The sequence below is a fragment of the Catellatospora sp. TT07R-123 genome, assembly GCF_018327705.1.
In the GTDB taxonomy this organism is placed as follows: Bacteria; Actinomycetota; Actinomycetes; order Mycobacteriales; family Micromonosporaceae; genus Catellatospora.
The window spans coordinates 4,186,018-4,209,567 of sequence record NZ_BNEM01000002.1 but is presented as its reverse complement, the minus strand read 5'-3'; the positions used below and the strand labels follow the sequence as shown (position 1 = coordinate 4,209,567).

General features: G+C 73.5%; 15 protein-coding genes and 1 pseudogene. 6 read left to right on the top strand and 10 right to left on the bottom strand.

Annotation, left to right across the window (positions count from 1 at the left end; all coding sequences use genetic code 11):
- Window positions 1-293 precede the first annotated feature (293 nt).
- Both Cs7R123_RS41170 and Cs7R123_RS38600 read right to left on the bottom strand, forming a co-directional pair.
- On the bottom strand, window positions 294-497 hold the full coding sequence (locus tag Cs7R123_RS41170) for a multiprotein-bridging factor 1 family protein (RefSeq protein ID WP_374707085.1): 204 nt from the start codon (window positions 495-497) through the stop codon (window positions 294-296).
- Window positions 498-670: 173 nt separating this feature from the next.
- A complete protein-coding gene (locus Cs7R123_RS38600) occupies window positions 671-2,119 on the bottom strand; it encodes a hypothetical protein (protein WP_212834036.1) in 1,449 nt (482 codons plus the stop codon).
- A gap of 230 nt (window positions 2,120-2,349) precedes the next feature.
- On the opposite strand from Cs7R123_RS38600, the gene Cs7R123_RS38595 reads away from it, so the two are divergent.
- From Cs7R123_RS38595 to Cs7R123_RS38585, 3 genes are read left to right on the top strand one after another with little or no spacing between them, the layout of a single operon-like run.
- Complete coding sequence (locus Cs7R123_RS38595; RefSeq protein ID WP_212834034.1) at window positions 2,350-4,242, top strand: glycosyltransferase; 1,893 nt, start codon at window positions 2,350-2,352, stop codon at window positions 4,240-4,242.
- Entirely contained in the window at window positions 4,239-5,828 is a 1,590-nt protein-coding gene (locus tag Cs7R123_RS38590) for a glycosyltransferase (RefSeq protein WP_212834032.1), read from the top strand. Before Cs7R123_RS38595 ends, Cs7R123_RS38590 begins: the two co-directional genes overlap by 4 nt.
- Before the next feature lie 14 nt (window positions 5,829-5,842).
- Complete coding sequence (locus Cs7R123_RS38585; RefSeq protein ID WP_212834031.1) at window positions 5,843-7,816, top strand: hypothetical protein; 1,974 nt, start codon at window positions 5,843-5,845, stop codon at window positions 7,814-7,816.
- A gap of 61 nt (window positions 7,817-7,877) precedes the next feature.
- Here Cs7R123_RS38585 and Cs7R123_RS38580 read toward each other — a convergent pair whose 3' ends face one another.
- Window positions 7,878-9,137, bottom strand: coding sequence for a nucleotide sugar dehydrogenase (locus tag Cs7R123_RS38580; RefSeq protein ID WP_212834030.1), 1,260 nt, complete (start codon window positions 9,135-9,137; stop codon window positions 7,878-7,880).
- Window positions 9,138-9,266: 129 nt separating this feature from the next.
- The gene (locus tag Cs7R123_RS38575; protein ID WP_212834029.1) at window positions 9,267-10,007 is read right to left on the bottom strand and encodes a hypothetical protein; all 741 of its coding nucleotides are present in this window, start codon (window positions 10,005-10,007) and stop codon (window positions 9,267-9,269) included.
- A gap of 187 nt (window positions 10,008-10,194) precedes the next feature.
- On the opposite strand from Cs7R123_RS38575, the gene Cs7R123_RS38570 reads away from it, so the two are divergent.
- On the top strand, window positions 10,195-12,432 hold the full coding sequence (locus Cs7R123_RS38570; RefSeq protein WP_212834028.1) for a glycosyltransferase: 2,238 nt from the start codon (window positions 10,195-10,197) through the stop codon (window positions 12,430-12,432).
- A gap of 58 nt (window positions 12,433-12,490) precedes the next feature.
- Here Cs7R123_RS38570 and wecB read toward each other — a convergent pair whose 3' ends face one another.
- Complete coding sequence (gene wecB / locus Cs7R123_RS38565) at window positions 12,491-13,570, bottom strand: non-hydrolyzing UDP-N-acetylglucosamine 2-epimerase (RefSeq protein ID WP_212834027.1); 1,080 nt, start codon at window positions 13,568-13,570, stop codon at window positions 12,491-12,493.
- Window positions 13,571-13,724: 154 nt separating this feature from the next.
- On the opposite strand from wecB, the gene Cs7R123_RS38560 reads away from it, so the two are divergent.
- Window positions 13,725-14,843, top strand: a complete 1,119-nt coding sequence (locus Cs7R123_RS38560; RefSeq protein ID WP_212834026.1) for a glycosyltransferase family 2 protein — start codon at window positions 13,725-13,727, stop codon at window positions 14,841-14,843.
- 92 nt (window positions 14,844-14,935) lie between these two features.
- A complete protein-coding gene (galE, locus tag Cs7R123_RS38555; RefSeq protein ID WP_212834025.1) occupies window positions 14,936-15,934 on the top strand; it encodes a UDP-glucose 4-epimerase GalE in 999 nt (332 codons plus the stop codon).
- Between the two features lie 193 nt (window positions 15,935-16,127).
- Here the strand turns inward: galE and Cs7R123_RS38550 are convergent.
- From Cs7R123_RS38550 to Cs7R123_RS38530, 5 genes and pseudogenes are all read right to left on the bottom strand, one after another.
- Window positions 16,128-17,405: pseudogene (locus Cs7R123_RS38550) on the bottom strand (nucleotide sugar dehydrogenase); the annotation flags it as partial.
- Window positions 17,402-19,084, bottom strand: coding sequence for a glycosyltransferase (locus Cs7R123_RS38545; protein WP_280517353.1), 1,683 nt, complete (start codon window positions 19,082-19,084; stop codon window positions 17,402-17,404). The pseudogene Cs7R123_RS38550 and the gene Cs7R123_RS38545, both read right to left, overlap by 4 nt.
- Window positions 19,081-21,276: a glycosyltransferase gene (locus Cs7R123_RS38540; RefSeq protein ID WP_244872412.1), complete on the bottom strand. Its 2,196-nt coding sequence runs from the start codon at window positions 21,274-21,276 to the stop codon at window positions 19,081-19,083. The genes Cs7R123_RS38545 and Cs7R123_RS38540 overlap by 4 nt, the downstream gene beginning before the upstream one ends.
- A complete protein-coding gene (locus tag Cs7R123_RS38535; protein ID WP_212834021.1) occupies window positions 21,234-22,550 on the bottom strand; it encodes a glycosyltransferase in 1,317 nt (438 codons plus the stop codon). The genes Cs7R123_RS38540 and Cs7R123_RS38535 overlap by 43 nt, the downstream gene beginning before the upstream one ends.
- Window positions 22,547-23,548: a Gfo/Idh/MocA family oxidoreductase gene (locus Cs7R123_RS38530; protein WP_280517367.1), complete on the bottom strand. Its 1,002-nt coding sequence runs from the start codon at window positions 23,546-23,548 to the stop codon at window positions 22,547-22,549. Before Cs7R123_RS38530 ends, Cs7R123_RS38535 begins: the two co-directional genes overlap by 4 nt.
- Window positions 23,549-23,550: the final 2 nt, after the last annotated feature.

Genomic DNA, 23,550 nt, shown 5'->3' with positions numbered 1-23,550 from the left:
ATCCTGACACGCCTGTAAGCCCCGCCACAACGCTTTCGTACCAACAACTTTTCAGCAGGTCAGTGACCTGCCCAAAGTCATGGAAACGCTCCCACAGAGATCAGAAACTTTCCATTCCACCGCCGCGCGCCGTGCCCCCTCCACACGCTTTTGACCGCAAATACCGATCAAGTAGTGATCCGCCGTCTTGATCGGTGTCTGCGGTCAAAGCGGCGTCCTAATCGGCACCCTCTGACCGCAACCCGCGATCATCGACTCGCCCCGGCCGAGAATCGGTCGACCGTGATCACCGTTCAACGATGTACACCGTCTCCCGCCCGGTGCGAACCGCCGGCCTGCGGCGGAGGATCTCCTGAAGGGCCAGGGGCCCCGGCCGGCGCCTGCCGGACCGGCTCCCAGCGTTCGGACACCGACACCCCGGCCTGCGCCGCCAGTTCCCGCTGCGTCAGCCCGCGCAGCTTGCGCGCCGATCGAAGCCGATCACCAAGGCCGCTCATGTGCCCAGGCTGGCCCTCGTGAGTCGTCCACACCGGACACCGGGAGGGGAGTGGGTGCAGTTTCGGGGAAAGTGCTGGAATCCGGGCGGGAATTCGTGCAGTTTCCCCGAAAGTGCAGTCACGCCCGGCGCGCGGGGCGTGCCCCGCCCGTGGCGCGTGCTCCGTGGGCGGGGTCAGGGGTGGGGGTGGAACCAGGTGTGGCGGGTGGGGAGGTCGTCGGGGAGGGTGACGCGGGCGTGCTGCTCCCAGGCGTCGGCGATCAGGTCGTGGCAGCCCTGGGTGGTCGCGGCGGCCACCGCGTCGACAGCCTTCGCCGCCGGTTCGGCGCCGTCGTGGCGCAGCAGGCGCAGCGGCCAGGCGGGGCGGACGGGCTCGCCGGTCGCGGTGGTGAACAGCAGCGGCGGCTGGAAGGTGAGCTCGCGGTCCTGGGCGTCGGCGACGAGGTCGCCGGGTTCCAGGAACGGGTACGCCCGCCACTCCAGCAGCACCGACAGCGGCATCTCGTACGGGTCGAACTCGCCCGCCTCATGTCCGTCGCCGGTCGCGGGCCGTCCGGCGGGGAGCATGGCCATGGCGGTGAGCTGCTGCTCGGCGGCCTTGTCGAACCAGTTCTGCCGACCCGGCGTGAACGTGTACGCCCGCAGCACGTACACCCGCAGCGCCGCGACGCCGACGCGGACGCGCTCGCCGACGGCCGCCTGCCCCGCCACGGGCCGCAACTGGACCGGCTGCCAGGCCTCGGCCGGGTCGTGGGCGAACCCGGGCAGCTCGGCGCCGGTGCCGGGGCCGCCGGGCCACGGCCAGCCGACCCAGGTCCGGTGCTGGTCGCGCCGGGTGACCACGGTCTCGCCGAACGGGCAGTCGACGGTCACGACGTCGCCGGGCCGGGCCGTGAACGGCACCGGCCGCCCGGTGGTGTGATAACCGGCCAGCGCGGCGCCGTGGCCGGTCCCGGCGGCGACGATGCGGGCGTACGCCGCGGGCGGGTGCTCGCCGCAGCCCGGGTGCCGGGGCGGCGGCGGGACGGGCAGCAGCGTCTCGGGCTCGACCCGCAGCGGCCAGCCCTGCCCGGTCGACACGGCGCGGGCCAGGGCGGCGAGGGCGACCGGGTCGTGGTCGAGCCGCCGGGCCCGGTCGCGCAGTTCGGTGGGGGTGCCGGGGGCGAGCAGCCGGGCGGCGGCGAGCTGGAGTTCGACCTCGCGGGCGTGCCAGCCGCCGGTGCCGCCGCTGAGCTGGTCCAGGTGTTCCCACAGCGCGTCGGCGGCGTGGCTGATCCGGCGCGGGTCGGGGTGGTCGCCGGGCCTGTCCGGGGGCAGGCTGGTCCACGCGCAGTAGAGGACGAGGTCGGCCAGGTCGGCGTGCTCGCCGGTGCGTTCGGGCCGCATCATCGCCTTGAGGCGGCGGCGCAGGTTGGCGGGGTCGACGCGGGTGCCCGCGACCAGGGCGGCGACGGCCTGGCGGCAGTCGCGGAACAGGGCCAGGTGCGGGTCGGGCGCCAGCAGTTCCATCAGAGGGGCGGCACGGTGCAGGACGCCGTCGGCGTACCAGGGGGCGGCGTCGGGCGGCATCGCATCGCACAGCTGCGCAAGCTGCTGCATCCGGCTGCGGAGCGAGGGGTCCACGCGTGCTCTCCAGCGCTGGCAGGGGGATGGGTCCGAGGCTGGACGGTACGCTGCCGAGCGGCCATCCTCAAGATCCAAGGTGCGGCTTTTCACCTAGTCCTTCGGCCTTTTCGGGGTGGTCCGGAGGCCGGATAGCATGGTCGTTCGCGACCCGGTGCGGACCGGTGCGCGTGCTAGCATGCCCGGGCATTCGACGCCGGGCACCAGGCGGGCCAGATCGAGGAGGCGGCGTGCGGCGAGCGGCCAGGCAGTCAAACGGCAAGGGCCAGTCCCCGCTCCCGCAGGCACGACTGCGCAGCCGGGTCCGCGGCACCCTTCGCAAGATCAAGAATCGGCTGAACGCCGCCGGTTCGCGCCCCGCCCCGCTGCCGCAGTGGACCGGCGCCCTCGGCGGCGCGCCGGACGCCTCGGGCCTGCTCACCCGCGACGGCGACCGGGTCAGCATCGCCGCCAGGTCTGCCGCGCACGTGCGCGCGAAACTGTGGGACGGGCTGCTGCCCGGCACGGCGCGCCAGCTGGAGATCGCGGTCGAGGACTGGGCCGCCCCCATGCCGCACTGGTCGGGCCGCCTCGGCGCGCTGCCGGGGCTGGTGTCGTACCAGGTGAAGCTGCCGCAGGGACGCGGCGCCGCCGCCGTCTCGGTGACCCTGGCCGAGCCGCTGCCGCTGCTGCGCCTGGTGCCCGCCCTGCTCGCGGTGCTGGCGCCGTGGCACCCGCTGCCCGCCGTGGTCAGCCTCGACCTCGCGGTGGACGGCAGCCCGGTGCCGTGGCTGCGCCCCGACGCCTCGCTGCTGACGCTGTCGCCCGACCTCACCGATGAGAAGCTCCGGCCGTACGACGCCTCGCTGGCGGGCACGGCCGACACCACCGCCCGGCCCTTCGGCGAGCCGCTGGTCGGCAGCCGGTTCGAGATCGCGCCGGTCGGCAGGCCCGCGCGCGTGATCGTCGACGCCGTCTCGGCGTCCCCGCAGGGACGCGGGCGGCACGACGCGGAGCAGCCGGTCGGCTCGCTGCGCCTGGCGCCGACCGACAACGGCACCTGGTGGGAGCTGAGCAGCGGCGGCGCCGTGCTCACCGCGGGCCGCGTCGGCGACCCGCTCGACGGCGACCAGACGGCGGTGCTCAACGCCGTCGCCGGTGCCCGGCTGGCCGACGGCCCGCAGGTGCCCGCGGCCGCGCAGGCCGCCGCCCTGGCCCAGCTGTCCATGACCGGGCTGGTGCTGTCGGCGCCGCGGCTGCCCGGCGAGGCGTCTGCGCTGCTGACGGGCGAGCTGGTGCAGCTGCTCTCCGGCGAGCTGCCGGCCGGCGACGCCGACGAGCTGGACTGGGAGACGCGCAGTGTCGCCCAGCGGCGCGCGGCGATGCGCGGCCACGCGACCGCGTTCGCGCTGCCCGCCGCGACCACCGGCGCGTACCCGTCGCTGTCGCGGCCGCCGTCGGTGACGGCGCTGCTGGTGACCCGGCGCCCCAACTACCTGAAGCAGGCGCTGGCGATGATGGCCGCGCAGACGTACCCGGAGCTCGACGTCATCGTCGGCCTGCACGACTGCGAGCTGACCGCCGAGCAGCGCGCCGAGCTGGAGGCGTTCGGGCTGCCGGTGCGGATCGAGGAGCTGCCGCGCGAGCTGACGTTCGGCGAGGCGCTGGGCGCGACCACCGCGCTGGCCTCCGGCAGCCTGGTGACCAAGGTCGACGACGACGACCAGTACGGCCCCGAGCACATGTGGGACCTGGTGCTGGCCCGCCACTACTCCGGCGCGCAGATCGTCGGCAAGGGCGCCGAGTTCGTCTACCTGGCGCCGTACGACACCACCGTGCGCCGCGGCATGGGCAGCGAGCTGTACGTCGACGTGGTCGCCGGCGGCACGATGCTGATGTCGCGCGGCGACCTGGAGGCGGTCGGCGGCTGGCGGCCGGTGGCGCGTTCGGTCGACCGGGCCCTGCTGGACCGGGTGCTGCGCGAGGGCGGCCTGGTCTACCGCACCCACGGCCTGGGCTTCCTCTACACCCGGCACAACGACGGCCACACCTGGGACCCGGGGCTGGACTACTTCCTCCAGAGCCCCGGCCGCACCTGGCAGGGCCGGCCGCCGCACGCCGAGTTCGCGGCGCCGTCGGCATGAGCGCCGTTCCCCGCGTCGTACGCAACGACTGGTCCAGCGTCACCGTGCCCGAGCTGGGCAAGTGGACGCCGACGATGACCGTGACCGTGGTCGTCCCGGCGTACGACAACCAGGAGAAGCTGGACGTCGTCCTGGCCGCGCTGACCCGGCAGACCTACCCGCAGCACCTGCTGGACGTGGTGGTCGCCGACGACGGGTCGCAGCCGCCGCTGGACCTGCCCGAGATCCGGCCCGAGCGCACCCGGCTGCTGTGGGGCCCCGGCTACTCGACGAGCTGGGGTTGCAGCAACGCCGGTGACATCGCCGCGCGGGCGGCCGAGGGCGACATCATCCAGCGGCTCGACTCGGACATGCTGGTCTACCCCGAGCACGTCGAGGCGCAGGCCCGCTGGCATCACGTGCTGCCGTACGCGGTGACGCTGGGGACCAAGCGCATGATCGACACCGCGCCGGGCTCGGTCACCTGGCCGACGCCGCAGCAGGTGGCGAGCATCGGCTCGATCCACGACCTGTTCGACTACGCCGCCAGCGAGCCGCACGACTACATCGAGAAGATCCTGCGCAACACCGACGACCTGCGCGGCGGCGACCACCTGAACTTCATGGCGCACGTCGGGGCCACCTGGGCGATGCGCCGCGACCTCTACCACCTGTCCGGCGGCACCGACACCATGCTGCGGCTGGGCGAGGACAACGAGTTCGCCTACCGGCTGCACCAGGTCGGAGCGGTGTTCATCCCCGAGTGGGAGGCGCGCAGCTGGCACCTGGGCCTGACGCACATGATGCAGCAGGCCGCCAAGCTGCGGCGCTACAACCGCCCGTTCCTGGCCGAGCAGATGCCGTACCCGCGCTGGCTGCGCAAGGTCGGCGGCTCGGCCTGGAAGGTGCCGCTGGTGACCGCGGTCGTGGAGGTCGACGGCCACCCGCTGGAGCTGGTGCGGGCCTGCGTGGACGCGCTGCTGCGCGGCACCGAGCAGGACGTGCGGGTGTGCCTGGTCGGCCGGTGGGACGAGCTCACCGAGGAGCGGCAGAGCGTGCTGCGCGATCCGCTGCTGGAGCTGCGGCTGATCGACGCGACGTACCGGTCGGACCCGCGGGTGCGGCTGGTGACCGAGGTGCCCGCGTCGGTGTTCCCGTCGGCGCACCTGCTGGAGGTCCCGGTCACCGCCGGGTTCACCCCGTCGGCCCTGGCCCGGCTGGTCGGCGAGGCCGACCAGCACCAGGTCGGGCTGGTGCAGGTGACCGGGGCGGGGCGGGCGCCGGTGCGGCTGTGGCGCACCGCCGCGCTGGGCCGGATCAGCTGGTTCGGCGAGGGCGTGGAGCGCGAGCAGGCCGTCACCGAGGTGTACGGTGCCCGCACGCTGACCGCCGTCGGCGTCGGCGTGACGGATCTGTCCGGCGTGCCGCTGGAACTGCTGGACGAGGGCGTGGCCGGGCTGGCTCAGGGTGAGTCCGGCAAGTGGCTGCCCAAGACCGTGGAGGTCGGCGGCCTGCGCTCGCTGGCCCAGGCGACCGCGCTGGTCGGCAAGCTGGGCGCGGCCCGAGCCAAGGCGAAGATCCGGCGGTTGCGCGTACGCCGTAAGTGACGAAGGGAAAGTCGATGCTGGACGAGGCCGGTCCGATGGTCGAGAAGGGCACCCGGGTGGTCCTGCTCCAGGAGCAGGGCTGGCCGCGCGCCGCCGGGGTGTGCTGCTGGCGCCACGGCGTGACGACGGCGTTCACCGCCGCCGGGGCGCAGGTCGACGTGGTCACCGCCGCGGCACCGCGCCCGGCCGCCAAGGCTGCCGGCGGTGCCGCCGCGGCCAAGCTCAACTGGCTGCCCGGCCCGGTGCGCCGCCCCATCGGCTTCGCCTACCGGGGCTCCCGCAAGGTGGCCCAGCGGGTCGTCGGCAAGGCCAACTCGCTGCGTACCAAGGGCAAGACCGGTGCCGCGCGGTCGCAGCTGGCCACCGCGATCGGCGAGGCCAGCCTGGTGCTCGCGGAGTCGCCGCAGCTGGCGCTGCTCGCGACGCAGGCGGGCGTGCCCGGCGTGCGGGTCTGGGCGCTGGCGCTGCCCGCGGCGCGGATCCACCACGGCGACACCTCGCACTACGCCCGCCTGATCGGGCGCCTGGCGCCGATGCTCGGCGGGTTCCTCACCGAGAGCGAGACCGCCCGCGAGTCGATCGAGCGCGCCGCGACCGCGTCCCGGCCGGTGGTGCTGCTCTACCCGCCGCTGGCCGCCGACCGCCCCTGCCCGCACTGCGGCACCGCCGCCCCGGGCACCTCGTATGACGAGCCGCAGGTGCTGGCGCTGTGGCGCGGCCTGCTGGAACCCGGCGCCCAGGCGCCCGAGTTCTCCTTCGCCGCCGACCGGCTGCCCCGCCCCGACGCCGGGTGGGCCCGGTCGGACCGCTGGGACTGGACCCAGGCGCAGCGCGACACCCCGTGGGACCTGCCCGCCGACGGTGCCCCCGGGTGGACCGCGCAGAGCCAGGACACCGCCGCGCGGGAGCTGCTGAAGGTCGCGCTGCCGGGCCGCCCGGCCACGCCGCGCGCCCGGCGCACCACGCTGATCTCCGGCTACGACCTCAAGTTCATCCGGGAGCTGTCCGGGCGGCTGGACAACCGCACCGACCTGCGGATGCTGCTGGACGAGTGGCCCCGGCTGGGCGGGGAGTCGCCGCAGACGGCCGCGCTGCTGGAACGCGCCGACACGGTCGTGGCCGAGTGGGCCCGGCCCAGTGCGGTGTGGCTGTCCAAGCGCAAGCGCCCCGGCCAGAACCTGATCGTGCGCCTGCACCGGTACGAGCTCGACGCGCCGTACCCGCGCCAGATCGAGATCGACAAGGTGGATGCGGTGGTGCACGTGTCGCCGCCGATCGCCGCGCGCATCCGCAACGAGCTGGGCTGGCCCGCCGAGAAACTGGTCTACATCCCGAACTTCCTGGACGTGGACTGGCTCGACCGGCCGAAACTGCCCGGCGCCCGCTTCGGCATCGGCATGGTCGGCATCGAGTTCATGAACAAGCGGTTCGACTTCGCGCTGGACCTGCTGGCCCGGGTGCGCCGGGAGGACCCGCGCTTCACGCTGTTCGTGCGCACCAAGATGCCGTGGGAGAACATCTACTCCTGGCAGCACAGCCACGAGCAGACGTACGTCGCGTACTTCCTGGAGCGCATCGAGCGCGACCCGCTGCTGCGCGGCGGCGTGATCTTCGACCAGCCCGGCCGGGACATGGCGCGCTGGTACCGCCGGGTCGGCCAGGTGCTGTCCATGAGCGACATCGAGAGCTTCCACCTGGCCGCGGCCGAGGGCATGGCCTCCGGCGCGGTGCCGGTGATCCGCCCCTGGCCCGGCTCGCACGAGATCTACGGCGGGGAGTGGATCGAGCCGTCACTCGACGACGCGGTCGCCTCGGTGCTGGCCAACGCGGACCCCGAGGTGTGGGCCAAGCGCGCCGCCGCGGCGCGGGCGGAGATCCGGGCCGCCGCCGACCCGGTCGGCACGATCAACGCCTGGGCCGACCTGATGCACGGCGACCTCGACGCCGCCCGCAGCTACTTCGGCTCGTACGTGCCCAAGGCCGCCTGAGCCGCCTACGAAGAAGGCGCCGCACCCCGGTCGGGTGCGGCGCCTTTCTCATGTCCTGCGGTCAGAGCCGGACCGCGTCGTCGCCGCTGGTGGCGCCCCGGGTGTCGAAGAACCGCTGGGCGATCGAGGCCAGGTGGTCGGCGTCGTACTGCTGGTGCTTCTGGACCAGGATGACCAGGTCGGCCTGGGCCACCGCGGTCTCCAGGTCGTCGACGCGGATCGCGTCCACGCCCGGCACGTCCCAGTGCTGCACGTAGGGGTCGTGGAAGCTGAGTTTGGCGCCGAGTCCGGCCAGGGCGCGGGCCAGGGGCGTGGCCGGGGACTCGCGCTTGTCGGCGATGTTGGGCTTGTACGTGACGCCCAGCAGCAGGACCGAGGCGCCGTTGATGGCCTTGCCGGCGTCGTTGAGGATGTTCTGCGCCCGCCGTGCCACGTAGGCGGGCATGGTCGCGTTGATCTCCTGGGCCAGCTCGACGAACCGGAACGGGTAGCCGAGCTTGGCGCGCACGTTGTGGGACAGGTAGTTCGGGTCGATCGGGATGCAGTGGCCGCCGACGCCGGGGCCGGGGTAGAACGCCTGGAACCCGAACGGCTTGGACGACGCGGCTTTGATCACGTCCCAGAGGTCGATGCCGAGGTGGTGGCAGAACTTCGCCATCTCGTTGACCAGGGCGATGTTGATGTGCCGGTAGGTGTTCTCCAGCAACTTGGCGGTCTCGGCCTCGCGGGTGCCCTTGGTGCGCACGACGGTGGCCACGAACCGGCCGTAGAACGCGGCGGCGGCTTCGGTGCAGGCTTCGGTGTGGCCGCCGACGACCTTCGGGGTGTTGTGCGGGCCGTACTGCTTGTTGCCCGGGTCGATGCGCTCGGGGGAGAACGCGAGGTGGAAGTCGGTCCCGGCGGTCAGGCCGCCTGCTTCCAGGATCGGGCGGACGTATTCGTCGGTGGTGCCGGGGTAGGTGGTCGATTCGAGGATGACGACCATGCCCGGGCGCAGGTTGCGGGCGACCGCGCGGGTCGCGGAGTCGACCGCGCCCAGGTCGGGGCCGCCGTCGGCCGACAGCGGGGTCGGCACGCAGATCACCGCCGTCTTCGCGGACGCGATCTCGGTCTCGTCGGTCGTGGCCCGGAACCCGCCCGCCAGCATCTGCGCGATGTCGGCGTCGGACAGGTCGTCCACGTGCGAGCGACCGGCGTTGAGGGAGTCGACGACCTTCGCGTTCACGTCGTAGCCGAGCACGGTCAGGCCGGCCTTGATGGCCTCCTGGGCCAGGGGCAGCCCGACGTAGCCGAGCCCCAGGATAACGACATCGTTGCTCACTACCTGCTACTCCTTCTTCGCGAGCGCGCTGCGCCGTACCTGCCCGGCGCAGACCGCGATGCTACCGGACTGCCTGCGGTTTTGCCGTTTCGAACGGGCCGGGCCGCAGGTCGGGCCGGGGCCGGAAGATCACTGGAAGCCGATCTGGCGGCGGGCCCGGTTGACTACCTTGCGGGCACCCTTGGCGACCTTCTTCAGCGGGCGGGCGCCCGCGACGATCGCCCGGCCCGGCGGGTTGGTCTTGAGGAGGGTGGTCAGCAGCCGCATGCCGCGGGTGCGGGCGCGCTCGTCGTCGAGCTCGGCGATGAGCTGGCCGATGTGGCGCAGCAGCGCCTGCTCGCTGAGGCGGCGCTGGTCGATCAGGGTGGCCAGGGCGGCCTCGCTGCCCTCCAGCCGGGCCTGGGTGCGCAGCGTGCCCACCTCGTACGACGCGGCGGCGGTCAGGATGCGCTCGGCGAGCAGCGCCGGACCCTGGGCGGGGGCGGCCGCGAGCACCACGCAGAACCGGTTGCCCACCGCCGAGACGCCGACCCAGGACAGGCCCTCGGCCCGCTGCGCCACCAGCCGGGCCAGCTCCGGGCCGGAGTCGCCGGTGACCGCGAGCGCGATCAGGCCGCCGGGGCGCAGCACGCGCAGCACCGAGTCGAGCAGCGGCTGCCGGTAGTCGTCGAGATCGAGCACGATCGAGCGGAACTCGCCCGCCACGGTCGCGTGGCCGTCCTCGGCGTGGACCACGACGGCGTCCTGGAACGGCATGGCCAGGCCGTCGCGGCCCGGCTGCGAAGAGTCGGTCACGATGAGTAGTTTTTCGCCGGTCTGGAAGCGGGATCGCAGGTCGACGAGGTCGGTCGCCGCGTTTTGCATCGTCATGTGACGATTCCTCCAGCCAGAAGCGAATAGCTATGATGCACGCGAACCCTAGCGCAGCCAGCCCCCTGACCTGAACCGAGCCGACCTGTTGATCAGGGCCTGATCCGCCGCCGAACCGGTGGGCCGGCCTGGACGCCGGGCGGCTTTCTGGTTGCGGGTGGGGCGATCATGAAGCGGAGACATCCAGGTGACCGACGGACCTTCGCAGAGCGCAGCCGCGCCCGACCCGATCGAACCGGACCGTCCCTGGCTGTCCGCCGAGCCCGGCGAGATCGACCTCGCCACGCTGCGGCGCTGGCAGGCGGCGACCGACGTCCCGCGCGCGGTCGAGCTGCCCGCCGCCGAGGACCGGACCTCGGGCCTGAGCGTGGTCGTGCTGTCCGGTAGTGGCGAAGGACACATCGCCCGCTGCCTGGAGTCGCTGGCCGACCAGACGCTCGACGCCGACCGCTTCGAGATCATCGTCGTGCTGCACGGCGCGGCCCAGCGCGCCCGCCTGGAACTGGACGAGTTCCGCCTGCGCGCACCCCGGTTCACCGTGCGCGCGGTCCAGCAGGCCGAGGCGGGCGTCGCCCAGGCATGGGACGCCGGTGTCGCCGCCGCGAGCCGCGAGTACACCGTGTTCCTGCACGAGGCCGACACGGCCGGCCCCGGCCTGCTCGCCGCGCTGCTGGCGGGCGCCGGGCCGCAGGTCGTCGCGGTCGCCGGGCTGGTGCGCCCGGCCGCCGACGGCACCGAACTGGTCGACCGCGAGGCCGACGCGGCGCTGGCGGCCCGCGCCGGGCGCCGGGTCGGGCCGCTGGACCTGGCCGCGGCGACCTCCGGCGACGCGCCGATGGCGGTCGCGACCAACCTGGTCAAGGACATCCCGTTCCCGGCCGCGCTGCGCCGCGGCCAGGAGACCGTCTGGTGGACCACCGTCGCGGTACGCCGAAAGGTCGAGTTCTTCGCCTGCCCGCCCGCCGCCGACGCGGTCTGCCGCCGCGCGCCGCGCCCCGAGCCGCTGGGTGCCGACGCCTTCGACGCGGGGGTCCGGCAGCCGCTGGACGCCGTCGCCGAGCTGGACCGGCTGCTGCCGCTGGCCCGGGGCGGCTACCGCGACCTGGTGGTGCGCCGGATGAAGGAGCTGGCGCGCCCGATCGCCGCCCACCTCGCCGCGCACCCGGGCGACCACGGCCGGGCGGTGGACGAGGTCGACCACCGGCGCATCCAGCACATGCCGTACGAGGTGCTGACCGCCGTCAAGGCACGGGGCCTCACCGTGGCGTACGCGTTCGCGCCGTACTCCGACACCAGCGCCATCGTCATGGCCAAGCGGGTGCGCGACCGGGGCGACATCGTCGACGTGATCCAGAACGAGATGTCGTCGATCAAGGAGGTCGACCAGAGCCTCAACCTGATCACCGGACCGTTCGTGGCGAAGAAGAACGTGCTGGCCACGCCCAGCTACTTCGCCGACTTCGGGTCGATGGAGGCGTTCGCGGTCGCCGGGCTCAAGGTGATCGAGCGCCGGGAGCAGACGGTCGGGCCGTACGAGTGGGTGTACAGCCGGGCCCACCTCGCCGCGTCGCACTTCCTCGCGGCCGCGTACAAGCTGAAGAACCCCCGGGTCACCTGGATCGCCGAGTTCTCCGACCCGCTGTCGCGCGACGTCGAGGGCACGGAGCGGGGCAGCAAGGTCACCACCAGCTCGTTCGTGCGCTGGCTGCGCTCGGGCCTGAAGGCGCGCAACCTGCCCGTCTCCGGCACGAAGAACTGCTTCCAGTGGTGCGAGGAGATCGCGTACGCGCTGGCCGACCAGCTCGTCTTCACCAACCCGAACCAGCTCGACCACATGATGAGCTACTGCGCCGACCCGCGCCTGGTCGCGCTCGTCCGGTCCAAGGCCGTGATCTCGCCCCAGCCCACGCTGCCGCCCGCGTTCTACGACATGGAGCGCTGCGACTACCCGCTCGACCCCGAGTTGGTGCACGTCGCGTACTTCGGCAACTTCTACGCCACGCGCGGGCTCGACGACGTGCTGATCGCGATCGCGCAGGGCTCGGCGGAGGTGCGGCGGCGGATGCGGGTGCACGTGTTCACGGCCAAGCCCGAGATCCTCAGCGAGCGCGCCGCCGAGCTGGGCATCTCCGAGAACGTCGTGGCCGGGCCGTACGTGCGGTTCCTGGAGTTCCTCAACATGACGACCAAGTTCGACTGCCTGATCGTCAACGACGCGCTCACCGCGGGCACCCACGCGCGCAACCCGTACCTGCCGTCGAAGTGGTCGGACTACCGCGGCAGCGGCACGCCGGTGTGGGGCCTGCTGGAGCAGGGCAGCCCGCTCAGCGCCGAGCCGCTGGGCTACGTCTCGCCGGTCGGCGACGTCGCCTCGGCGGGCGAGGTGCTGGTCCAGCTGGTGCAGAAGAAGACCAGCCGGTTCTGACGGACAGATGGAGAAGGGGCGCCCGGCCTGGCCGGGCGCCCCTTTCCGCGTACGGAGCTCAGGCGATGTTCTTCTTGATCACCGCGGCGATGCGCTCGCCCGCCTTGCCGTCCCACAGCGGCGGCACCGGCCAGGTCTCGGCCCGGCCCGCGGCCAGCACCTCGGCGAACACCTGCGGCAGGTTCTCCCGGGTCACCAGCTGGTTGGTGCCGTGGGTGATGGTCACCGGGCGCTCGGTGTTCGGGCGCAGCGTCAGACACGGCACGCCGAGGATGGTGGTCTCCTCCTGCACGCCGCCGGAGTCGGTGACGACCGCGTCGGCGCCCCGGACCAGGCCCATGAACTCGACGTAGCCCAGCGGGTCGATGATCTTCAGGTTCGGGTGGTCGAACAGGCCCGCCGCCTGGAGGCGGCCGCGGCCGCGCGGGTGCAGCGGCAGCACCACGGTCGCCTGGTCGGCGACGGCGTGCATGGCCTTGACCAGTGCGGCGGCGTCGGCCGGGTCGTCGACGTTGCCGGGGCGGTGCAGGGTGGCGACCACGTAGCGGCCGGCCAGGTCGTACTCGGTGCGGGCGGCGTCGGCGTCGAACTGGTGGATGTTGGCCAGCAGCGTGTCGATCATCGGGTTGCCGACCAGGTAAATCTTGTCGGGGTGCACGCCCTCGTTGCCCAGGTGCGCGATGGCGTCGGGGCTGGTGCACAGCAGCAGGTCGGACAGCCGGTCGGTGACCAGGCGGTTGATCTCCTCCGGCATGGTCATGTCGAAGCTGCGCAGGCCCGCCTCGACGTGCGCGATGGCGATGCCGAGCTTGGAGGCGACCAGGGCGGCGGCGACGGTGGAGTTCACGTCGCCGTAGACGACGACCATGGCGGGGCGCTCGGCCTCCATCAGCTCCTCCAGGCCGACCATGATCGCGGCGGTCTGCTTGGCGTGCGTGCCCGAGCCCACACCCAGGTCCATGTCCGGCTTCGGCAGGCCGAGCTGCCGGAAGAAGACGTCCGACATCTTCTCGTCGTAGTGCTGGCCGGTGTGCACCAGCCGCTGCGGCACGCCCAGCGCGTCCAGGGCGCGCAGCACGGGCGCGGCCTTCGGGAAGTTGGGGCGGGCACCGGTGACGTGCAGGACCAGATCGGGCATGGCAAGCCTCCTGAAGAGCGGGATGCCGGGAACCGCCGGGCCCGACGGGGCCGAATCATATCGGAACCGGTTGCCGCGCCCGCGCGCTTCCGGATACCTGAGTGAAGATCACGTAAGTGGCATCTCATGCCCGGGATCTGGCAGTCTTTCGTACGTGAGACGTGAAACCCCCTCCACCTCTCCGCGCCTGACGGTCATCGTCCCGGTGTACGGAGTCGAGGCGTTCCTCGGCGAGTGCCTGGACTCGATCCTGTCCTACGACGGGACGGACCTTGAGGTCGTGGCGGTCGACGACTGCTCGCCCGACGGCAGCGGTGCGATCCTGGACGCGTACGCCGCCCGGGACAGCCGGGTGAAGGCGGTCCACCTGCTCCAGAACAAGGGCCTCGGCGGCGCGCGCAACGCGGGCCTGGAGCACGCGTCCGGCCGGTACGTCTGGTTCGTCGACTCCGACGACGTCCTGCCCGAGGGCGCGGTGCGCGCGGTGCTGGACCGGCTGGCGCTGCACGAGCCCGACGTGCTGGTCATCGACCACGCGGTCTTCTTCCCCGACGGCCGCTTCGAGCCGAAGCCGACCGCGCCGCTGCTCGGCGACACCCCGGTGCCGCTGCACCTGAGCCAGGCCCCGCAGCTGCTGCGCCTGGCCCAGTCGGCGTGCACGAAGATCACCCGGCGCGGCCTGCTCGACGAGGCCAAGCTGCGCTTCCGCAGCGGGCTGTACGAGGACAGCGCCTACAGCCACCCGCTGCTGATGGCGGCGGCGACCATCGACGTGCTGCACCAGGTCTGCTACCTCTACCGCCAGCAGACCCCCGGGGCGATCACCAGTTCGGTGTCCAAGCGCCACTTCGACGTGTTCGAGCAGTACCAGCGCCTGTTCGACATCATCGAGTCGGCGGGCGGCCGCTACGACGTGTTCCGGCCCGAGCTGTTCCGCATCATGATCAACCACTACCTGGTCATCCTCGGCCACGGCGCCCGCGTGCCCGGCCCGCTGCGGCGCGCGTTCTTCCGCCGCATGGTCGAGGACTACCGCCGCCGCCTGCCCGCCGAGGGCTACACGGTGCCCGGCGGCCAGGACGGCCTCAAGCACAGCCTGGTCCGCCGCAACGCGTACGCCGCGTACGCCGCGCTGCGCAGCGTGCACCGCACCCGCCAGCGGCTGACCGGCGGCCCGGTCACCGCGCCCGCCCGCATCCCGGTCCAGCGCACCGCCACCTCGCGGGACGTCGCGGCCGGCCAGCAGGCGGCCTCCGCCGACCACGCCGGGTGACCTTCACCGGACCTTCACGGGTCGCGCACGGTAACCGACCAGGCAGCCCGAGATAATCTGCTGGTCGGACGGATGTGGTTGAGGAGGAAAGCGTGAAGGTTCTGCTCACGGGCGGTGCGGGTTTCATCGGCAGTACGGTCGCGTCGGCGCTGCTCGACGCGGGCCACACGCCGGTGGTCGTCGACAACCTGGTCACCGGGCGGGCGGCCTTCACCGAGGGGCGGATCTTCTACCAGGGCGACCTGGGCGACGGTGCGCTGCTCGACCGGATCTTCGCCGAGCACCCGGACATCACCGCGACCGTGCACTGCGCGGCCCTGATCGTGGTGCCCGAGTCGGTGGCCCAGCCGCTGCGCTACTACCGCGAGAACGTGGCCAAGACCATCGACCTGGTCGGGCACCTGACCCGCAACGGCTGCCGCCGCCTGGTGTTCAGCTCCACCGCCGCGCTCTACGGCGCCAGCGACGACTTCTCCGTCGACGAGGACTCGGTGCTCGACCCGTCCAGCCCGTACGCGCGGACCAAGGTCATGATGGAGCAGATCCTCGCCGACTGCGTGGCGGCGGGCGAGCTCGACGTGATCTCGCTGCGCTACTTCAACCCCATCGGCGCCGACCCGAAGATGCGCACCGGCCTCCAGCTGCGCTACCCCAGCCACGCGCTGGGCAAGATGATCCAGGCCTGGGAGAGCGGCGAGGCGTTCCAGCTCACCGGCGTGGACTGGCCGACCCGCGACGGCTCCGGCATCCGCGACTACGTGCACGTGTGGGACCTGGCCGGGGCGCACGTGCTGGCCCTGGAGAAGTTCGACGAGGTCATGGCGGCCACGCCGGACCGCTACCGGGTGATGAACCTGGGCAGCGGCGAGGGCACCACCGTCCGCGAGCTGATCGACGCGTTCGCCGCGGTCACCGGCGAGAAGCTGGCCGTGGTCGAGACCGCACCCCGGCCCGGCGACGTGGTGGGCGCCTTCGCCCGCAGCAAGCACGCCCGCGCCCTGCTCGGCTGGGCGCCAAGCTTCAGCGTCGAGGACGGCGTCCGGCACGCCCTCCAGTGGCGCGCCCTCGACAACACCACGCACACCGCGTAACCCCCGCGCCCCGCTCGCGGGCTCACGCGCGCGGGGCTCAGGCTCGCGCGCGTTCGCGCGCCAAGATCGTCGTGCAGTTTCGGGGAAAGTGCTGGAATCTTGAGCCCGATTACTGCACTTTCCCCGAAACTGCATTCACCACGGCCCGGTCGGCGTCGGCGTCGGCGGCCCCGGCGGCCGGGTCGATGCCGTCGCCCAGCAGGACGCGGGTGACGGCGGGCCAGCGGGCGGGGTCGGTGATGCGGCGGCCGTCGACCAGGACGCGTACCTCGGGCAGGTCGGCGGCGGCCAGGGTGCGGTATGCGGCGTGGTCGGCCTGGACGATCGCCGCGGTGACCGGCTCGCCCCGGTGCGGGGGCAGGCCGAGTGCGGCGAGTTCGTCGGGGTCGTAGAGCGGGTCGCTGACGTACGGAGTCGCGCCGCGCGAGCGCAGGGCCGCCACCGTCGGGAACACCCCGGAGAACGCGGTCTCCTTCACCCCGCCCCGGTAGGCCGCGCCCAGCACCAGCACCGATGCCCCGGCGAGGTCGCCGTACGCGGCCTCCAGGCGGGACACGGCGTACTCGGGCATGGTCTCGTTGGCGGCCCGCGCGGCGGCCACGACGGTGGCGTCCGGGTCGTTCCACAGGTACATGCGCGGGTACACCGGGATGCAGTGCCCGCCGACGGCGATGCCGGGCCGGTGCAGGTGCGAGTACGGCTGCGTGTTGCACGCCTCGATCACCGCCGCGATGTCGACCCCGGCCCGGTCGGCGTACCGCGCGAACTGGTTGGCCAGTGCGATGTTGACGTCGCGGTACGTCGTCTCGGCGAGCTTGGCCAGCTCGGCCGCCTCGGCGCTGCCCAGGTCCCACACCCCGTTGGGCCGGTCCAGGTCGGGGCGCGGGTCGAACTCCAGCACCGCCTCGTAGAACCGCACCCCGGCGCGGGCCGACGCCGCGTCGATCCCGCCGACCAGCTTCGGGTAGCGGCGCAGGTCGGCGAAGACCCGGCCGGTCAGCACCCGCTCCGGGCTGAACACCAGGCTGAAGTCGCGGCCCGGGACCAGCCCGCTGCCCTCGGCCAGCAGCGGTGCCCAGCGCGCGCGCGTGGTGCCCACCGGCAGCGTCGTCTCGTAGCTGACCAGCGTGCCGGGGCGCAGCCCGGCGGCGATCGCCCGGGTGGCGCCGTCCAACGCGCCGAAGTCGGGCACCCCGGCGCCGTCGGTGAACAGCGGCACCACCACGACGACCGCCTCGGACCGCGCGACGGCGGCGGTCGTGTCGGTGGTCGCCGACAGCAGCCCGGCGGCGACGGCGTCCTTGAGCCGGGTGTCCAGCTCGGCCTCGCCGGGGAACGGCACCGCCCCCTCGTTGACGAGGCCGACGACGCGCTGCGACACGTCCGCGCCGACCACCTCGTGCCCCCGCCCGGCGAACTGCACCGCCAGCGGCAGCCCGATCTTGCCCAGCGCCACCACGCAGATCCTCATGCCTGCTCCCCTCGCTGCCGTGCCCGCGCCTGACCCGGTGCGCGCAGGCGCCGCAACCGGCTCAGGATCCGGCCGACCGTGACCGGCGCCGCCGTCAGCAGCAGCCGCCCGGTATGGCTCACCGCCAGCGCCACCCGCACCGGCCGGATGCCGCGGCGCACCAGCAGCTGCGGCAGCCGCAACCCCGGCGCGGCGCGCAGCGGCACGTCGCAGTGGCTGCCCAGCGCCGCGAGCAGCACCCGCACCGGCAGATGCCCGCCGTCCGGCCCCAGCCCCGCCAGCACCTCCGCCAGCGGCACCCGCACCCGCAACCCGACCCCGCCCGCGTCCCCACGTTCCGCGTCCGGGTCGTTCGTGCAGTTTCGGGGAAAGTGCACGTCTGCGGCCCAAGATTCCTGCAGTTTCCCCGAAACTGCACGAACGGCCTCGGGGGTGACGGTGGCGGGGGCGTTCGTGGTGGCGAGGCAGAGGTGGACGGGGGTGCCGGGGTCGGGGCCCGGGGCGGGGCAGTACGCGGTGAGCAGGAGTTCCGGGCCGGTCGGGCCGCCGACCAGGGCGGCCTCGCGGACGGTGATCCGGTCGGCGACCAGCTCGGCCGCGTGCGAGGTGAGGTCGTACGCGCGATCCGGCAGGTCGGCCCGGAACGGGTCGTATCCGGCGTAGACCCGCCCCCCGAGCAGCCGGACCGGTGGTGCGCCGCCGGCGGCGTCCTGCGCGATCACCGCTTCGAGCTCGCCGAGCCGGTCGGCGGCGGCCAGCCGGAACCGCAGCACCGCCCCGGCGGGCAGCCGGGCCTGCACCCCGTCGGTGAGGTGGGCGCGGGCCAGCCGTCCGACCGAGGCGGCCACCCGCGCCCGGACCGCCGGGTCCTGCCGCAGGAAGTCGGGTTCGAGCAGCTTGGACAGCTCCCAGGCGAAGTGCCGCACGGTGATCTTGTCGCGATCGGGCCCCGCCGGGACCAGCCGCGCGGTGAGTTCCATGATCCGCTCGGTGCACCGGGCCCGCTCGTCGTGGCGCGAGCGGTACGTGATGTTGCCCGCGTCGGCGCGCCGCACCGCGTGGTAGCACGGGTATCCGGCCACCACCGAGATGCGCCGGGCCAGCAGGCACGCCTCCAGGGTGAACGGCTGGTCGCTGAAGACCGGCATGTCCTCGGGGTAGCGCAGCCCGTGCTTGGTGACCAGGTCGCGCCGGAACAGCTTGGTGTTGGACAGCGCCCAGGGCAGCGCCGAGTCGAACATGCCGAGGTCGACGCGGTCGCGATCGAAGACCGCCTGGTGCACGTAGCGGCCGTTGACGCCGGTGAGGCGCCCCAGCACGATGTCGGAGCCGTACGTGTCCGCGGCCGACACCAGCCGGGCCAGCGCCTCCCGCCCGAGGTGGTCGTCGGCGCCGAGGAAGAAGACGTACCGGCCGGTGGCGAGGTCCAGGGCCCGGTTGCTGGGCGCGGCGGGGCCGCCGGAGTTGGGCTGGTGCACCACGCGGAAGACGCCGGGGTGGCGCCGGGCCCAGCGGTCCAGCTCGCGGGCGCTGCCGTCGGTGGAACCGTCGTCGACGGCGACGACCTCCATCCGGTCCAGCCCGATCGTCTGCGCCGCCAGCGAGGACAGGCAGCGGGTCAGGTACGGCATCGTGTTGTACACCGCCGTGATGACGGTGACGTCGGGCGCTGCCGTCACGCGGTGACCCCCTGCCGCTCGGGCGCGGTCAGCGCCGTGGTGACGGTGAGGCCGGGGCGGCGGCGGGCGAGCTGCCAGCCCGCGGTGACGCCGGTGCGCCCGGCGACCACGACCCGGTCCACGCCGGACAGGTCGAGGCCGGGCAGCAGGTCGCGCCGGAGGATCCGCCACACCAGCTGCGGGCGTACCACCGAGTAGAGCCGGTTGTAGATCCGCCGGTGCAGCGCGTCGGTGACCTTGCCGGTGCCGCGCTGGAGCACGTTGACGGCCACTTCGGGCCACATGGCGTCGAGCTGCCGGGCCGGGCCGGACAGGTGGTCCAGCGCCCGCCCGGCGGCGTGGCGCACCGCGTTCTCGATCCGGTTGACCAGGAGCCTGGCCTCGGCCTGGTGCAGCTCGCGCAGCCGTACCCGGGGATCGATGCCGATGGCCAGCCACGCCTGCGCGTGCGGGGTGACCAGGTCGACCAGGTAGCCCTGCCCGACCAGGTTCGCCGCGTAGCGGCCCACGTTGCGGTAGTGCGGCGGGTCGACGGCGATGAGCAGCACGTGCCCGGCCGAGCCCTCGGCCACCGGCGTGGCGGGCAGCGGCGGTGGGGGCAGCTGGCCGCCGTAGAGCAGGGTCAGCTTGGCGGCGACGGTGTCGCGGCCGTACCGCTCCTCCAGCACGCGGCGGGCCCGGACCAGGTCGAGCTGATCGAGCCCGGCCCGCAGCCCGCGGTATCCGGCGGCGAAGGCGGCCGCCCCGGCGCTGACGTCGACCAGGCGCCCGGCCATACCCTCCAGCCCGGCCAGCGACTCCTGCGGCCCGGCGCTGCGCATCGCCAGCACCGGCATGCCGGTGGCGATCGCCTCGACCAGCGTCATGCCGAACGTCTCCAGGCGGCTGCCGTGCACCAGCAGGTCGTGCGCGTGCATCTGCGCCACGACCTGCTCGGGCGCGACCGCCGGGCGGACGCGGACGCGGTCGGCCAGGCCGAGTTCGCGGGCGCGGTCGCGCAGGTGGTCCGCGAGCGGGCCGTCGCCGACGAAGGCGAGCGTCGCCTGCGGCACCTCGTCGGCGATCTCGGCGAACGCGTCGAGCACCACGCCGACGCCCTTGTGCTTGATCAGCCGTCCGACGTAGAGCCAGCGCAGCAGGTCGGCGGGCGGGTGCGGGCGGGCGGTGAACCGGTCGAAGTCGATCACGTTGGGGATGACGTGCAGCTTCGCGGCGTGGTGCGGGAAGCGCTCGCGGATCTGGTCGTACAGGTAGCGGCTGACGCAGACCACGGCGTCGGCGCGGCCGAGGACCTCGTCGTACAGGCGGCGGGCCTCGGGCTGGCCGAGCACCTTCGGCAGGAACGTGGCGTGCTCGGTCACGATGACGCGGGCGTCGGGGCGGGCCAGGCGCAGCGCGGCCAGCCCGCCGTAGATCCCGGTGTGCGCGTGGACCAGCGGTGCCTCGATCCGGCCGGTCGGCAGGCTCGCCCGCAGCGCCTCGACGTGCTCGCCCGCCCAGGCGGCGTAGTCGTTGCCGGCCAGCAGCGGCACCGCCACCCTGGTCAGCTCGCCCTCCGGCGTGTCGGTGACCACGACCGGCGTCGACCGCCGGGCCAGCCGCCGCCGGGCCACCCGCACCAGGGCGCCGGAGCGCCAGTCCGGCGGGTACGACCAGTCCTCGGTGTGCAGCACCGCCACCCGGTCGAACCGCTCGCGCACCGCTGCGGCGGCCGCCTGCACGAACGCCCCGGCCATGGCGTTGTTGGGGGACGGGTACCAGGGCGTGACCACGGCCAGGTCGGCCGGCGCGGTGCGGCGCAGCGCCTGGTCGGCGGGCTCGAAGCGGAAGGGCAGCCGCGGATGCCGCCGCGCCGCCGCCCACGCCGTCGGCAGTGCGGGCAGGTCCCCGGCGATCAGCAGGTCGGCGTGGCGCAGCAGCCCGCCCGGCCCGGACAGCAGGATCCGGGCCGCGTGCCGCATCCGGTGCGGCCGGTTGGCGGCGATGCGGTGCACGACGGCGCCGGTGGCGGCCGCGTCGGCCCACTCGGGCGCGTCGCCGACGACCAGGTGCACCCGGCATCCGCGCCCGACCAGCTCGGCCGCGTACGCCAGCGCCGCCCGGACCCGGAACGTGCCCAGTGCCAGGTAGACCACGCGGCTGCCCGGCGTCATCGCGACCCGCCCGCGATCGCGCGCAGCCGCTGCTCCCACGGCGCCAGGGTGGCGTCGCGGGTGAACCTGCGGGCGTGCGCCAGCGCGGCCTCGTGCTCGGGTTCGTCCAGGTCACGGGCTGCCTTGCCCGCGGCGACCAGGGACTCGGCCACGCTGTCGGCGTCGAGGCGGTCCCCGGCGAACCACAGCGGGTAGTCGCGCAGCACGTCGGCGGCGGCGATCTCGGGCTGGTGCACCGAGACGATCGGCTTGGCGGCCGCCATGTACTCGAAGACCTTGCCGGTGGTGACGTAGCGGGCGCCGGGGACGCAGAAGACGAGCACGTCGGTGCTCGCGTACACGTCGGGGGCGTCGGCCTTGCCGAAGGCGCCCCGGTAGCGCACGCCCAGCCCGTCGTCGAGCGGCAGCCGCGACAGCAACTCGTCGCGCTGGTCGGGGAAGAAGCCGAGGTGGCCGTGGATGTCCAGGGTCGCGTCGGCCAGCAGCGCGTGCTCGCGGGCCCGCCGCCACCCGTCGAACAGCACGTCCAGCGGCAGGTACGGGGTCACCGTGCCGAGGTAGCCGAACGACAGCGGCCGGCTCTCCTGGCTGGGCCGGAACGCGGGCGTGCCCAGGATCTCCGGCTCCCAGCCGTTGGGCACCACCGTCATCCGGTCGGCCGCGAACGGGTAGCGCTCGGCATACCAGCGCAGCATGCCGCTGTTGACGAACGAGATCTCGGCGGCGTCGCGCAGCACCCGCGCCTCCCAGCGCATCATCCGCCCGCCCTCGGGGAAGCGCACCTTCTCGGTGAACTGGTCGAACGTCCACGCGTCCCGGAAGTCCACCGCGTACGGCACCCGCAGCACCCGGCCCAGCGCCCACGCCAGCGCGAACGACACGAACGGGTTGCCGGTGGCCACCACCAGGTCGAACGGCTCCTTCAGGTGCAGCGACACGGCCCGGCGCAGCACCCCGGGCGCCCAGCCGAGATACCGCTCGCCGAAGACGTGCTTCTGCGCACCCCGGTGCAGCTTGTCCACCACGGTGGGAAAGTGGCGGCGCACGGCGCCGAACCGGCGCACGTCGGTCTCCCAGTGGTAGTCGCCCGCGGCCACCCGCTCGATCCGGACGCGCGGGTCGACCTCGGTGTCCAGCGACTCGTCCACCGCCCCGGCCAGGCGCTCGCTGAAGAACTCACGCGGGGCGGTGCAGACGGTCACGTCCCACCCGGCACGCGCCAGGTGGTTGCCGGTGGCCAGGGCGCGGAACACGCCGCTGGCCCGGCTCGGCGGGTAGTAGAAGGCCAGGTACAGCACGCGCGGGGCTCTCATACCGGCACCTCGTCGATCGTCACGACCTGCGCCGACCGGGCCGCCCGCAGCACCGCCGCGGCCACGGCCACGGTGCGCAGCCCCTGGCGCAGGGTCACGATGTCGCTGGGCTTGCCCTCGACCGCGTCGCGGAACCGCTCGTGCTCCACCAGCAGCGGTTCGCGCTTGGGTATCGCGTACCGGATCATGTCGCCCTCGGCGACGCCCCGGAACGCCCGCAGCGCCTCCCACTCGGTGCTGATCGCGCCGTTGGCGTAGAAGGTCAGGTCGGCGGTGAGCGTGTCGGCGACGAAGCAGCCGCGCTCGCCGGTGACCACGGTCGAGCGCTCCTTGAGCGGGCTGAGCCAGTTGACCAGGTGGTTCGTGCTGACGGTCGGGCCCAGCCGCCCGATGATCGACACCATGTCCTCGTGGCGGCGCCCGCTGCGGAACATCGACCAGGCCGACACCGCCGTGTACGCCTGCCCGGTGACCCAGCTGGTCAGGTCGATGTCGTGGGTGGCCAGATCCATGATCACGCCCACGTCGGCGATCCGGTTCGGGAACGGCCCCTGCCGCCGGGTGACCACCTGGAACACCTCGCCCAGCTCCCCGGCCTCCAGCCGGGTCTGGAGACTCTGGAGGGACGGGTTGTACCGCTCGATGTGGCCCACCCCGGCGACCAGCCCGGCCGCCTCGAACGCGTCGACCAGCCGCTGCCCCGCCTCCAGGCTCGGCGCGAGCGGCTTCTCGATCAGCGCGTGCACGCCGCCCGCGGCCAGCTCCAGCCCGATCTGCTCGTGGTACGCCGTCGGCGTGGCCACCACCGCGTAGTCGATCCGGCGCGCGATCAGCTCGGCGACGCTGCCCACGACCGGCACCCGGGCGGCGCCGGTGGCGTCCCCGGCCGGGTCGGCGATCGCGACCAGCTCCACCCCGGGCAGCCCGGACAGCACCCGGGCGTGGTTGCGGCCCATCGCGCCGAGCCCGACCAGCCCGGCGCGCAGCGGCCGCTCCAGGG

What these genes read in the sequence shown, in the direction of transcription:
- Cs7R123_RS41170 (WP_374707085.1), bottom strand. Translation starts at nt 497, where the DNA reads ATGAGCGGCCTTGGTGATCGGCTTCGATCGGCGCGCAAGCTGCGCGGG.
- Cs7R123_RS38590 (WP_212834032.1), top strand. Translation starts at nt 4,239, where the DNA reads ATGAGCGCCGTTCCCCGCGTCGTACGCAACGACTGGTCCAGCGTCACC.
- Cs7R123_RS38585 (WP_212834031.1), top strand. Translation starts at nt 5,843, where the DNA reads ATGCTGGACGAGGCCGGTCCGATGGTCGAGAAGGGCACCCGGGTGGTC.
- Cs7R123_RS38575 (WP_212834029.1), bottom strand. Translation starts at nt 10,007, where the DNA reads ATGACGATGCAAAACGCGGCGACCGACCTCGTCGACCTGCGATCCCGC.
- wecB (WP_212834027.1), bottom strand. Translation starts at nt 13,570, where the DNA reads ATGCCCGATCTGGTCCTGCACGTCACCGGTGCCCGCCCCAACTTCCCG.
- Cs7R123_RS38535 (WP_212834021.1), bottom strand. Translation starts at nt 22,550, where the DNA reads ATGAGAGCCCCGCGCGTGCTGTACCTGGCCTTCTACTACCCGCCGAGC.